This window comes from Sphingobium sp. SCG-1, assembly GCF_002953135.1.
GTDB lineage: Bacteria > Pseudomonadota > Alphaproteobacteria > Sphingomonadales > Sphingomonadaceae > Sphingobium.
In genome coordinates, this window is record NZ_CP026372.1 from 310,582 (window position 1) to 323,744 (window position 13,163).

12 protein-coding genes are annotated in these 13,163 nt (G+C 62.1%); 6 read left to right on the top strand and 6 right to left on the bottom strand.

Going from position 1 to position 13,163, the window contains the following annotated elements:
* Window positions 1–23: 23 nt before the first annotated feature.
* Window positions 24–1,337, bottom strand: coding sequence for an OmpP1/FadL family transporter (locus C1T17_RS01480; RefSeq protein ID WP_104951885.1), 1,314 nt, complete (start codon window positions 1,335–1,337; stop codon window positions 24–26).
* Between the two features lie 219 nt (window positions 1,338–1,556).
* Between C1T17_RS01480 and C1T17_RS01485 the strand changes: the two genes are divergently transcribed.
* Window positions 1,557–2,495 carry an isoaspartyl peptidase/L-asparaginase family protein gene (locus C1T17_RS01485; protein WP_104951886.1) on the top strand — a complete coding sequence of 313 codons (939 nt, stop codon included), beginning with the start codon at window positions 1,557–1,559 and terminating at the stop codon, window positions 2,493–2,495.
* A complete protein-coding gene (locus C1T17_RS01490) occupies window positions 2,495–3,343 on the top strand; it encodes a S1/P1 nuclease (RefSeq protein ID WP_104951887.1) in 849 nt (282 codons plus the stop codon). The genes C1T17_RS01485 and C1T17_RS01490 overlap by 1 nt, the downstream gene beginning before the upstream one ends.
* Window positions 3,344–3,347: 4 nt before the next feature.
* Here the strand turns inward: C1T17_RS01490 and C1T17_RS01495 are convergent, their stop codons facing one another.
* The gene (locus C1T17_RS01495; protein WP_104951888.1) at window positions 3,348–4,238 is read right to left on the bottom strand and encodes an SMP-30/gluconolactonase/LRE family protein; all 891 of its coding nucleotides are present in this window, start codon (window positions 4,236–4,238) and stop codon (window positions 3,348–3,350) included.
* Window positions 4,239–4,365: 127 nt separating this feature from the next.
* Here C1T17_RS01495 and C1T17_RS01500 point away from each other — a divergent pair, with 127 nt between their 5' ends.
* Together C1T17_RS01500 and C1T17_RS01505 are read left to right on the top strand one after the other, a co-directional pair.
* A complete protein-coding gene (locus C1T17_RS01500) occupies window positions 4,366–4,800 on the top strand; it encodes an acyl-CoA thioesterase (protein WP_104951889.1) in 435 nt (144 codons plus the stop codon).
* An 86-nt stretch (window positions 4,801–4,886) separates the two neighbouring features.
* Complete coding sequence (locus C1T17_RS01505; protein WP_104951890.1) at window positions 4,887–5,492, top strand: response regulator transcription factor; 606 nt, start codon at window positions 4,887–4,889, stop codon at window positions 5,490–5,492.
* Window positions 5,493–5,503: 11 nt separating this feature from the next.
* Here C1T17_RS01505 and C1T17_RS01510 read toward each other — a convergent pair whose 3' ends face one another.
* Genes C1T17_RS01510 through argH form a run of 4 tightly spaced genes read right to left on the bottom strand, consistent with a single transcriptional unit; the run spans window position 5,504 to window position 9,175 of the window.
* Window positions 5,504–6,277: a bifunctional precorrin-2 dehydrogenase/sirohydrochlorin ferrochelatase gene (locus tag C1T17_RS01510; RefSeq protein ID WP_104951891.1), complete on the bottom strand. Its 774-nt coding sequence runs from the start codon at window positions 6,275–6,277 to the stop codon at window positions 5,504–5,506.
* A 6-nt stretch (window positions 6,278–6,283) separates the two neighbouring features.
* Window positions 6,284–7,546 (bottom strand): diaminopimelate decarboxylase, encoded by a 1,263-nt coding sequence (gene lysA, locus C1T17_RS01515; protein ID WP_104951892.1) that lies wholly within the window; start codon window positions 7,544–7,546, stop codon window positions 6,284–6,286.
* A gap of 10 nt (window positions 7,547–7,556) precedes the next feature.
* Complete coding sequence (locus C1T17_RS01520; protein ID WP_104951893.1) at window positions 7,557–7,805, bottom strand: hypothetical protein; 249 nt, start codon at window positions 7,803–7,805, stop codon at window positions 7,557–7,559.
* Window positions 7,802–9,175: an argininosuccinate lyase gene (gene argH, locus C1T17_RS01525; RefSeq protein ID WP_104951894.1), complete on the bottom strand. Its 1,374-nt coding sequence runs from the start codon at window positions 9,173–9,175 to the stop codon at window positions 7,802–7,804. The genes C1T17_RS01520 and argH overlap by 4 nt, the downstream gene beginning before the upstream one ends.
* A 28-nt stretch (window positions 9,176–9,203) precedes the next feature.
* On the opposite strand from argH, the gene C1T17_RS01530 reads away from it, so the two are divergent.
* Together C1T17_RS01530 and acnA are read left to right on the top strand one after the other, a co-directional pair.
* Window positions 9,204–9,815 carry a TlpA family protein disulfide reductase gene (locus C1T17_RS01530; RefSeq protein ID WP_104951895.1) on the top strand — a complete coding sequence of 204 codons (612 nt, stop codon included), beginning with the start codon at window positions 9,204–9,206 and terminating at the stop codon, window positions 9,813–9,815.
* Window positions 9,816–10,367: 552 nt separating this feature from the next.
* Window positions 10,368–13,040 carry an aconitate hydratase AcnA gene (gene acnA, locus C1T17_RS01540; protein WP_104951897.1) on the top strand — a complete coding sequence of 891 codons (2,673 nt, stop codon included), beginning with the start codon at window positions 10,368–10,370 and terminating at the stop codon, window positions 13,038–13,040.
* The last annotated feature ends 123 nt before the right edge of the window (window positions 13,041–13,163 follow it).

Genomic DNA, 13,163 nt, shown 5'->3' on the forward strand with positions numbered 1-13,163 from the left:
TTGGTTGGAGCCCCTATAGCCGTTTAGAAGCGGGCCGTGAAGGACGCTGCGATCTGATCCGCGTTGCCGCTGGTGCGCGCCACGGTGGTGGCCGTCACCGCCGCCGGGCTGCCTGCGTAATAGACGTCCGGCCGCACGATATTCGCCTTCTCGACGAAGGTATGCGCATAGGAGAGGTTCAGCGCCAGCGCGGGCGAGAAGTTGTAGGTCGCGCCTGCCGTCAGCCAATACCGATCGCCATCGGGCACGCGCGTTGTCAGAAATTCTTCGTTCGTCGGCGTCTTGTCGTACATCGCGCCCGCACGCAGCGTCAGCTTCTCATTGAGATCATGCTCGCCGCCCAGGGCGACGCTGAAACTGTCCTTATAGTTCAGTTCCTTCACCGACGTCGCTGCACCCACGGGCCGGATGGTGATATTCTTGAACACCGACCAATTATACCAGCGCGCTGTGAACATCACGCGATCCTGCGGCGTCAGCTTATGCGCGACACTGGCGGTGACGATATCGGGCAGGTCGACCGGCGCGGTCGCGTCGAGCGTCACATTCCCCGCCGCCAGCGGCCCCTGCAATCCGGACACGGCATAGCTGCCATTCAGATTATGCTCGATCTTCGAACGGTAATGCAGGCCGAAGTTCGTGTTGCCGGTCGTGTAGAAGATGCCGGCATTCCAGCCGACCGACCAATCATCGCCACTTACCCGCGCGAAACCATCCGGCTGTAACGGCGACAGGTTCGGTAGGGCATTGGTCAGCGTCACCTTGATGTACTGCACATCCACCCCGCCGCCGATCGACAGATTGTCGGTCAGCTTATACGCGGCGCTCGGCTGAATATTATACGTCTTAAGGTTGGTATAGAGCGAATCATATCGCCCAAAGAAGCCAGCATCGTAATCAAGCTTCAGTCCGAATGGCGCATTGACGCCCAGGCCGACCCACAGCTTGTCCGTGACCTGCCCCGACGCATAGAAGCTGGGGATCGGAATCACGCTTTCAAAAGGATTGCCGCCGTCTCCGCCAGTCACCGGCACCGGCGTGGCAAGCGTCGGCACGGTGCGCGTCGATCCGCGATTGCTCTGCTTTGCCTTAGCGAACAGCAACACGCCGCCTGCAGACGTCTGGATGCCGGACAATTGTGTCATGGCGGCGGGATTGAAGAAGATGACCGATGGATCGTCGGCCGCCGCCGCGCCGCCGGACAGCGCGCGGCCAGTCTCCTTGGGAGACTGCTCCTGAAGGTAAAAGCCGCCCGCATGAGCGGCGGGAGCCAACAGGAAGCCGCTCGCGATCGCGGTGGTGGAAGCGAGCAGCGCAGCGGAATGACGGAAAAGCATGTTTTGCGAACCTCTTATTGTCGTTATGGCGTGAAGCGCGGAACCCCTGAGCAGGCTATCGGTTGCACCGCAAGCCTTTGGAACCACCGGAATTCAGCTTTTTTTACGTTGCCGTTACGGAATGTGGAGGCGGCGTGAACGGCAATGCGTTGATGATTTTTCGGGCCACGCTAAAGGGCAGTCTTCCTCTTGATATTTCCGAACAACGGAGTCGCAGCCATGCCCGCCAACGTCCCTGGAACATGGACGCTCGCCATTCACGGCGGCGCAGGCAGCATGTCGCGCCAAAATCTCTCTGCCGCGGAGGATGCGATTGCTAGGGCAGGCCTGGCGGCGGCACTGGACGCAGGTGTTGCCATTCTCGAACAGGGAGGTTCCGCGCTTGATGCCGTCGAGGCGGCGGTCAAAGTGCTGGAGGACGATCCGCACTTCAATGCCGGGCGAGGGTCGGTCTTCACTTACGAAGGCCGCAACGAAATGGATGCGGCGATCATGGATGGCGCGACTCGCGCTGCCGGGTCCGTTGCTCAGTCGACTCGCACGCGCAATCCGGTGACTCTGGCCCGTGCGGTCATGACGGCCAGTCCGCATGTGCTGCTGAGCGGGGAGGGGGCCGATGCTTTTTCCGTCGAACAGCACCTGGAGCAGGTCGACCCCGCCTGGTTCGCGACGCCGGAACGGCTGCGCCAGTTGGAGGAACTGAAAAATCGTCGCTCAGGTCATTTTGACATCGACATGAAGTACGGCACGGTGGGCGCAGTGGCCACCGACGCACAAGGCCATGTCGCTGCGGCAACCTCAACGGGCGGCCTCACGGGAAAACGCTGGGGCCGCATCGGCGACACGCCGCTGATCGGCGCAGGAACCTATGCTGACGATCGGGCCTGCGCAGTGTCCGCAACAGGCGCGGGCGAATATTTCATCCGCATCGGCGTCGCTCACGAGATCGCGGCGCGCGTTCGCCTCCAAAAGGAAGCGCTGGAGCAGGCGGCGGCAACCGTATTTAGCGAACTGACGGAAATGGGCGGCGTCGGGGGCGTCATTCTATGCGCGCCGGACGGGCAGCACGCGTGGCTCTTCAATACCCCCGCCATGTATCGCGGGTCGGCCAGCGCAGACGGCGCGCGTCGCATTGCCATCTACGGAGACGAAGGCTGATGCGCACTCGCCTGATCGGGCTGCTTGCCATCCTCTTTACCCTCATACCGACACCCGCATTCGCCTGGTGGGAATATGGCCATGAGACGATCGCGAGCATCGCGAAAGCCAACGTCGCGCCGCACACACGCCAAGCCATCGCGTCGCTCCTTCGTCACGGGCCGGAGCTTGCGACGCCGACGTGCCCGTTGCGCACGATCGAACAGGCAAGCGTATGGGCCGATTGCATCAAGAATTTGGGCGACCGGTTCAGCTACGCCTATAACTGGCACTATCAGAACGTGAACATCTGCAAGCCGTTCGACGTGAAGGCGGCCTGCCCGGACGGCAACTGCGTCTCCGCACAGATCGACCGCAACGCCCGATTGCTTAAGGACAAGGCGCTTCCGTCAAGGGAGCGGCTGATGGCGCTTGCCTTCCTGGTCCATTTCGTCGGCGATTTGCATCAGCCGCTGCACGCGGGGGACAATGCCGATCTTGGTGGCAATCAGGTGAAGACGGACTATGGCATCGTTACTAATTCACGGCTCAACCTGCACAGTATCTGGGATGGCTACCTGTCGGAGCGCAGCATTTCACAGGCCCCTTCGCTCATCCATAGCTATAGCCAAGCCGACCGTGCGGTCATGAGCGCCGGAACCACCGAAGACTGGAGCCGCGAAAACTGGCAGATCAGCCGCGACATGGCCTATGCGCCCGTTCGGAACGCCGCACCCTGTGGCCCGCCCTCCAGCGTGCGCGGCAAGCTGACTGAAGCGCAGATAGAAACGCTTGTCCCGGTGGTGCGCCTTCAAGTGGAACGGGGCGGTCTTCGCCTCGCCCGGCTTCTCGACGACGCTTTGGGGTAGCGCTTCAGCCGCCGAACTCCCATTCGGGCAACCCTGGCACGTCCACCTGAAAGCTGAATAACGCCCCCGCCAGCGGCTGCTCCGCCAACTGATCGTCGGCAAGGCCGGTGCGCGCCGTCGTCACATACGCGGTCCGCCGAGCAGCACCGCCGAAGGCGATCATCGTCGGACGCGTGACGGGCAGGGGCACTTCCATCAGGACTTCGCCGTCGGGCGACAAACGCGCCACGCGCCCCCCGTCGAACAACGCGGTCCAATAACATCCCTCTTCATCCACCGAACCGCCGTCAGGGCGTCCTGTGCCAAACGGGAATTGATGAAGGATGCGCCGCCCGGACAGCGTACCGCTTTCAAGATCATAGTCATAGCCGCGCAACGCATGGCTCGGCGTGTCGGCATGATAGAAGCGCCGCCCCGCCGCATCGAACGCCGCGCCGTTACACGTCAGCATACCGCCCTCGACTTCGATGATGCGGCCATCCTGATCCAGCCGGTACAGCGCCGCATCCTGCGCGGACTTCGCCGTGTTCACCGTCCCGGCCCAGAACCTGCCCGCCGGATCGGTCCGTCCGTCATTGAAGCGAATGTCCGTACGCCCTGTAAGAAGCTGTTCCCCGAAAGGGACCGGCGTGGCGTCCCAGTCGCTCAGTATCGCAAACCCATCCTTCATGGCGAGCAGCAAACCGCCCGATCGCCGGAACGCAAAACACCCGACGGGGGCAGCAAAAATGCGGGATTCATTGATCCGGCTTACAGGGTCGAACCGGTGCAGCGCATTGGCGGCAATGTCCACCCAGTACAACAGTGACTCCCCGGCGTGCCAGCGCGGGCCTTCTCCCAGCATCGCGTCAGCCTTGAGCGCTACGATGGGCGAACATGATCCCGATTGTGTCATAAAGGCTGCACTCTCCAATATCCGACGGCCTAAAGCGCGCACATAATTGCATATTGTATGGCTGTGGCTAAGCAAGGTAACATCTCGACCATCGGGGCGTTCCTGCCCTGAATTGCGAAAGGCAGACATGGCCAAGCCCGAATCCTGGCGCCTCGAACTCGATCGCTATCCTTTCGTTACATCCACCGACACCCGCTTCCGCGATCTCGACATCATGGGCCACATCAACAATGTCGCCATGGCGGGGATATTCGAAACTGCTCGCGTGCGCTTTCACCGCCATCTTGGCCGCCATCCGCAGGATCAGGGCGTCCGCTGGCTCGTCGCTTCGGTGCATCTCGAATACCTTCAGGAAGCGCATTATCCTGATGAGATCACAATGGGTTGTGCGATCGGGCATGTCGGCAACACCAGTTGGCAAGTCGTCTCGGCCGCCTTTCAAAATGGCGAATGCGTGGCGATTTGCGATAGTGTCGTCGTGACGCACGGTCCCGATGGCCGCCGCCGCGTGGACGACTACCTGCGCGAGGCCATGGCGGCAAATGCTATCCGTGAAGGCTGAGACCCGGATGTGGTTGACGGCGAGTTAACCATTTCTTCGGATTTCACTGTCTAGGCATTGGGCACCGAAGTTTCGGAAGGTTCCCTATGTCTGACCTGTTGCGCAAACTGTTCCTTAAGGGTGCCGTGGCAAACGCCGTGACGAGACGCCTGCGGCTTCTGGTTGTGGAGGAGAATGCCGATACGCGCTCCATCATCGGGCGCCGCCTGTCGCACATGGGCTATGACGTCGCGCTGGCGGAAGGTGGGCCATCGGCTATGTCCCTGCTGTCGGAACAGCACTTCGACCTTGTCCTCATCGATGCGAGCATCGCAACGGCTGGCATCGCGACTCTGCGGAAGATGCAGGCCTCGGGCCTCATGGAGTACGCGGGCGTGCTGCTCATCATCGGTCGCGCCGATTCCGCGGCGATGATCGAGGCGCTGGATGCTGGTGCCGACGACACCATCGTCAAACCCTTCGACTTCGACGTGCTGGATGCCCGTATCCGCCACATCGTGTCTCGCGCGCGCTGTGTTGCCGATCTTAAAAGGCAGAACGCGCAACTCGACGCACGCGTCGCGCTCCGCGCCGTCGAACTGGGCGAAGCGCGCAGCCAGATTGCCGAGCTTTCCGCCGATCGGGGTCGTTATGCCGATTCGATCCTGACGCTGAAGTTGACGCTCGATTCGCTAAACGCAGCCCGCGCCTAGTCCTAGTCCATCTAGTCCCGGTTCATCTCCAGCCAGAGCGACAGCCCCGGTCCCGGTTCGGTTGGCAGGGCGTCCGCGATGATGCGCTGCGCATCTGCCCGTGCACGATCGAGAATAGCGGCTGGCACATCGCCCGCATGGAATATGCGATCCGCTTCACCCAGCAGGCGGGCAGTGCGCAAGGTCATGTCGTCGGGATTTCCCGAAACCAGGGTGATCGCGACAATCCGGTTCGCCACCGGCTCCTCTGCGGCTTTAAGCCAGCGCTCTACCGCGCCTTCGCCATGTGCCGCCAGCGGGTCGAGCGCCCCTCCCGCCGCCAATGCCGCGTCCAGAGCCCTGCGCCGCTGCGCAGGCAACGGCCAGCGTGCTTTCATGGCCGAACGCGCTATTTCCAACGCCCGCGCCAGATGCCCCAGATTTGGCGGCAGCAGCGCCTCGATCCGCTGCCGCACCGCCTTCGCCAATCCCGCCGACGCACCGCCCGTTCCGACGGCAATCAGCACCGGATCGCGATCGACAATGGCAGGCAGCGTGAAGTCGCACAGCACCGGCCGATCCACGGCATTCACCAGCACGCCCCGCGCCTTCAAACGTGCGATTTGAGCCTCAGCTTCAGCATCATCTTCAGTCGCCACGATAGCAAGCGCGGCTTGCGCGTCTTCGCCCACAATGAGCGCGTCGGCGCGCTCAAGCAGGCGGCGTTTTGCATCGGCCGCTTCGCCATCGCCCAGCAATATAACCGGCCGCCCCGCCAGTCGGACAAACAGCGGCAGGCTGTGCACGGTGCTCTACGCCACCCAGGCGGGAATGATGTCGCCGTCGATCAGCGATTGGATCGGCGGACGCGGGCGAACCACCGCCCATTTATTGCCCGAAACCAGCACTTCAGGCGTCAAGGCGCGGCTGTTGTACGTGCTCGCCATCGTTGCGCCATAGGCTCCGGCCGTCATGAAGGCCACCAGATCGCCTGCCTGAACCTGCTGCATTTCGCGGTTCGTCGCGAAGGTATCGCCACTTTCGCAAATGGGTCCGACTATGTTCGCTACCGTCGACTTCTCTGTCTTGTTCACGGCCCGGATGTCATGCCACGCATCGTAAAGGCTGGGGCGTAATAGGTCGTTCATCGCCGCATCGACAATGACGAACGGCTGCGCCGCGCCCTGCTTCACGCGAACCACGCGGGAGACCAATGCCCCTGCATTGCCGACGATCACGCGGCCCGGTTCGAACATCAGGCGCACGTTCCAATCCTGCGTCACCCGCGTCACCATCGCGCCATAAGCGGCGGGGCTTGGAGGTATGGGCAGGGCAGGGTCATAGGGCACGCCCAAACCGCCGCCAAGGTCGGCGGTGCGGATGGTGTGCCCCTCGTCAATCAGCGCCTCGATCAATGCACCGACCTTGACGAAGGCCGCTTCGAGCGGGGCGAGATCTGTCAACTGGCTGCCGATGTGAACCGCCACCCCCTGCACATCGAGCCCCGGCAATTGGGCTGCCCGGTCATAGGCGGCGAGAGCGCGATCATAGGGAATGCCGAACTTGTTGTCGGACTTGCCCGTGGATATCTTGGCATGCGTGCCTGCGTCGACATCGGGATTAATGCGATAGGCGATGCGCGCCACCTTGCCCGCTTCCACCGCAACCTGATTGAGCATTTCCGCCTCAGGTTCGCTCTCCAGATTGAACTGAAAGATGCCATTGTCGAGCGCCAGCCGCATTTCCTCGTCGGTCTTGCCCACGCCGGAAAACACGATGCGGTCCGCCGGTATGCCAGCCGCCAGGGCGCGCAACAGCTCTCCGCCAGAAACGACATCCGCGCCAAGGCCGAGCTTTGCGAGAGTCGCCAGCACCGCTCCATTCGGGTTCGCCTTGACGGCGAAGGCGATCAGCGGATTGTCGAGCGCGCTCAGCGCCTCACGAAATACGCCGACATGACGCGTCAGAGTCGCCGTCGAATAGACATAGACCGGGGTGCCGACCGCGTCGGCGATTTCCGCCATCGGCACCTGTTCGACGTGCATGACGCCGTCACGATATTCGAAATGATCCATGAAAACTCGCTTAGTTGGCGCGGGGCGGCAAGTCGAACGGATCGTCCTGCCGTTCTTTCGACTGCGTCAGCAATTCGGCATTGCGCTCAGGCCGGGACTGGGGGGAGGGCGTCATCAGCTCCTGCGGCGTCTGCGGCGCACTCGCGCCTCGCGCTGTGGGAACCGCCGCCATGCCGTCAACAGGCTTCAATGCCTGCCTGCCACCACAGGCAGCAAGCCCCATGAGAAGTGCAATGCCGGTTGCGAGCCTCAATTTCATATGCTGCTTTCCTTCGTCCGCGCTTCGGCAATGCGGGCGCGCACCTGTCCGGGCGCCGTGCCGCCATAGCTGCGCCGGCTGGCGACCGACGCATCGACCGTCAGCACGCCATACAGGCTTTCGTCGATCCGCGCATCGATCGCCTGCAAATCGGCAAGCGGCAGTTCCGCAAGCTGGACGCCGCGATCTTCGGCCAGCTTGACCGCGTGGCCAGTGATATGATGCGCCTCGCGGAACGGGACATTCGCTTCACGCACCAGCCAGTCTGCCAGATCGGTGGCGGTGGCGTACCCGCTCTCCGCCAACGCCCGCATCCGCTCTGTCCGGAACGTCACTGTCTCGATCATGCCGGACATCGCCGCGATAGACAGACCCAGCAAGTCATGCGCCTCGAACACCGGCGGCTTGTCGTCTTGCATGTCCTTGGAATAGGCGAGCGGCAGGCCCTTCATCGTAATTGTGAGTGCCGTCATGCACCCGGCAATCCTTCCCGCGTGCCCGCGCACCAGTTCCGCAGCGTCAGGATTGCGCTTCTGCGGCATGATCGAACTGCCGGTCGAGTAGGCGTCCGGCAGTTTCACGAAACCGAAGGGCTGGCTTGCCCAGATGACGAACTCCTCGGCGAGCCGCGACAGATGCAGGCTGCATTGCGTCGCCGCCATCAGATAATCGAGCGCGAAGTCGCGGTCGGACACGCTGTCGAGGCTGTTAGCCGTCGCACGGTCGAAGCCAAGCGCAGCGGCAGTTGCATGCCGGTCGATCGGGAAGCCCGTGCCCGCCAACGCCGCCGCACCAAGCGGACATTCGTTCATCCGCACCCGCGCATCGGCAAAGCGTGACCGATCCCGCCCGATCATCGCATGGTATGCCATCAGGTGATGCCCCAGCGTCACCGGCTGTGCCGATTGCAGATGGGTGAAGCCTGGCATTACTGTGTCGGCATGCTCCTCGGCCCGCAGCAGCAGCACTGCTTGCAAGGCGAAAAGCCCCGCCGCCACTTCGTCGATGGCATCGCGGACCCAAAGGCGGAAGTCCGTCGCCACCTGATCGTTGCGCGATCGGGCGGTGTGCAGCCGTCCCGCGACCGGCCCGATCAACTCTGCCAGCCGCGATTCCGTGACCATGTGGATGTCTTCGAGATCAAGATTCACCGGAACGCCATTGGCGGCATATTCCGCCGCAACCGCGTCCAGCCCGGCGCTGATCGCCGCCGCGTCTTCGCCCGAGACGATACCTTGCTGCCCTAGCATCGCCACATGGGCTTTCGACCCGGCGATGTCCTGCCGCCACAATCGCTTGTCGAAGGGGATGGAGGCGTTTATCTCGCGCATGACTGAAGCCGGGCCGGCGGCAAAACGCCCACCCCACATGCTATTGGAGACTTCCTTGCGATCCGTAATGGCCTTGCTCCTGATGACCGGCGTTCTCGGCGCTTGCGATAGGCAATCCCCGGCGTCCGGGCAAGCCGCTGCCGGTAATAGCGCCTCAACGAATAGGACTGCATCCGTGACGCCAGATGAAGTGCCGAGCAGCGGTGCGGCGGATGAGGACAAAGCCTTCAAGTTCACGCTCGACCGCAGCAAGGCGGGAACGCCCGCGCCGACCTTCACTTTTGCCGGGCCGGGAGGCGACGACGCAACGCTGCAGGATTTCGCGGGCAAGCCGCTGTTGGTGAACCTGTGGGCGACATGGTGTACGCCCTGCGTAGCCGAAATGCCGACTCTGGATGCCGTCGCGGCAAGCTATGCGCGCAAGGGCCTACAGGTTCTGACGATATCGCAGGACAGCCAAGGGGCAGAACGCGTCGATCCCTTCTTCGCCAAACGCAAATTCAAGCATTTGAAAGCGTGGCTCGACCCAGAAAACCAGTTCGGCTTCCACTATGCGACAGGCTTATTGCCGACGAGCATCCTCTACAATGCGGAGGGCAAGGAGGTTGCGCGCGTCATCGGCGCGATGGACTGGCAGGGCGCGGAGGCGAAGAAACTGCTGGACGAGACCGTAGGCTAGGTCAGGCCCTGAAAGCGCCACCCGTGCGCGAGCGGCAAGGCCGTCTCGCAAAAAGCGCATTGGGCCATGACGCGACCCACAAGCCAGTGGCTTTTCCCGCAACCGGGACAGGCATTCGCCATGTCGTCACGATAGAGCAGAGCCGACTTCGCGATCAGGGGCCGGTGAGGGGCGCTCGCCGCACGTCTTGAAAAAGATCCGCTCAACATATCCATAACGGGCCTCCCTGCGTGTATATCCAGGTGTTAACGTGCAGGGGGTGAATTGTTTCCTGTGCACGACCAGTTGTTTCATCATATGCATTATGAGCCGCTATCCTGCGACCGCGACCACACATGTTATTAGCCGCCGATTAGCAGCGGGCCGTTGACTCGCGGCCTCTATGCGCTATGGCGCAGGCGCACCGGGATTCACCCGCTTTGACCGCCGGTTGATGCATGGTGCGGCCAGGGTCGAGGGCGCCCTTCGCAAGACGCTCCGCCGATTTGGCCGTGCTGTCGTATCCTCCCCATCCGCGCGGCCGCAAGCTTTTGCGACGGAGACGCACGACCTATGACAGCCATCGGACAGGACACACTCGGCACCCGTGAGACGCTTAGCGTCGGGGGCAAGGATGTCGCCATCTACAGCCTGAAAAAGGCAGCCGCGAAGCTTGGCGACGTGTCGCGGCTCCCCTTCAGCATGAAGGTGTTGCTGGAGAACCTGCTCCGTTTCGAAGATGGCGTGACGGTCACGGTGGAGGATATCCAGGCGATCGTCGACTGGCAGAAAGAGCGGAAATCGGTTCGTGAAATCCAGTATCGCCCAGCGCGCGTGCTGATGCAGGATTTTACCGGCGTTCCGTGCGTCGTCGATCTCGCCGCAATGCGCGACGCGATGAATGCGCTCGGCGCCGATGCCACCAAGATCAATCCGCTGGTTCCCGTGCATCTCGTCATCGACCACTCCGTCATGGTCGACGAGTTCGGCACACCCAAGGCCTTCGAAGATAACGTCGAGCTGGAATATCAGCGCAACGCAGAACGCTATGAGTTCCTCAAATGGGGTTCCAAGGCGCTCGACAATTTCAAGGTCGTGCCTCCGGGCACCGGCATCTGCCATCAGGTGAACCTGGAGAACATCGCGCAGGCCGTCTGGTCGTCGGTTGGTCCCGATGGCGTGACCGTCGCCTATCCCGATACATGCGTGGGCACCGATAGCCACACCACGATGGTGAACGGCCTTGGCGTCCTTGGCTGGGGTGTGGGCGGCATCGAAGCGGAGGCTGCGATGCTGGGTCAGCCCGTGTCGATGCTGATCCCCGAAGTCGTCGGTTTCAAGCTGACCGGCACGCTCGCGGAAGGCATTACGGCGACCGACCTCGTACTCACGGTGACACAGTTGCTGCGTGCGAAGGGCGTCGTCGGTCGCTTCGTAGAGTTCTACGGCCCCGGTGTTTCCGCGCTATCGCTGGCCGATCGCGCAACTATCGCGAACATGGCACCGGAATATGGCGCGACCTGTGGCTTCTTCCCGATCGACGGCAAGACACTCGACTACATGCGTCTTACCGGCCGTAGCGAAGAGAACATCGCGCTTGTCGAGGCTTATGCCAAGGAACAGGGTTTCTGGCTGAACATCTCCGATGCGGAGCCGGTCTTCACTGACACACTGGAACTCGACATGGGTACGGTAGAACCCTCGCTTGCCGGTCCCAAGCGCCCGCAGGACAAGGTGATCCTGAGCAAAGTCGATGACGTGTTCAACGCGGACCTAGAAAAGATCTACAAGAAGACCGCGCCTGCGCGTGTCGACGTTGAAGGCAAGGACCATGGTATCGGCGACGGCGATGTTGTGATCGCCGCGATAACCTCCTGCACCAATACGTCTAATCCCTCGGTGCTCGTGGCTGCCGGTCTTGTTGCCAAAAAGGCGTTCGAGAAGGGCCTGAAGCCCAAGCCTTGGGTGAAGACGTCGCTCGCGCCGGGTTCGCAAGTCGTCACCGACTATCTGAACAAGGCGGGTCTCACTCAATATCTGGACGCCATCGGCTTCAACCTTGTGGGCTATGGCTGCACCACCTGCATCGGCAACTCCGGTCCGCTGGCGCCGCCGATCAGTGCCGCCATCAACAACAACGATATCGTTGCGGCTTCGGTCCTCTCGGGCAACCGCAACTTCGAAGGCCGCGTCTCAGCCGACGTTCGTGCGAACTTCCTCGCCTCACCACCGCTGGTTGTCGCCTATGCACTGAAAGGTTCGGTCACCACTGATTTCGTGGCGACACCGATCGGCGTGGGCTGCGATGGCGAGGATGTCTATTTGAAGGACATCTGGCCCAGCAACGATGAAATCCGCTCCGTCATGGACGGCGCGCTGACGCGTGACATGTTCCAGAGCCGCTATGCGTCGGTCTTCACCGGTGACGCCAAGTGGCAGGCGATCGACGTCACGGGTTCGGACACCTACACATGGCGTGCGGGTTCGACCTATGTCGCCAACCCACCCTATTTCGAGGGCATGGGCATGACGCCCGCACCGGTGGCCGACATCATCGACGCAAAGCCGCTGGCTATCTTCGGCGACTCCATCACCACCGACCACATTTCACCAGCGGGCAACATCAAGGCGTCGTCGCCTGCTGGTGTCTGGTTGCAGGAGCATCAGGTCGCACAGGCCGACTTCAACAGCTACGGCGCGCGTCGTGGTCATCATGAAGTGATGATGCGCGGCACCTTCGCCAACATCCGCATCAAGAACCAGATGCTGGACGGCGTCGAGGGCGGCATGACGCGCTACAACGGCGAAGTGATGCCGATCTATGACGCGGCGATGCGCCACAAGGCCGACGGCACGCCGCTGGTCGTGATCGCGGGCAAGGAGTATGGCACCGGATCGTCGCGCGACTGGGCGGCAAAGGGCACCAACCTTCTCGGCGTGCGCGTCGTCATAACCGAAAGCTTCGAGCGTATTCACCGTTCGAACCTCGTCGGCATGGGCGTACTTCCGCTACAGTTCGCCGAAGGGCAGAGCCGCGAAACGCTCGGTCTCACGGGCGATGAAACCTTTACCATCACGGGCGTCGCCGGTCTCAAGCCGCGCCAGATGGTGTCGGTGCAAGTCACGCGGGCGGATGGTTCGACCTTCAGCTTCGACGCGCTGTGCCGCATCGATACCGTGAACGAACTGGAATATTTCCTTAACGGCGGCATCCTGCCCTACGTGCTGCGTAAGCTCGCCGCCTAAGGTAAGCCGGAATTAGAGACAAAAGGCCCTCATTCTTCGGGATGGGGGCTTTTTTTGTGCCCTGCAAAGGCGGCTTGCCCGGCGCAAAGATTTTACCAATCGACAAGGGCCGGTGCATTTCCC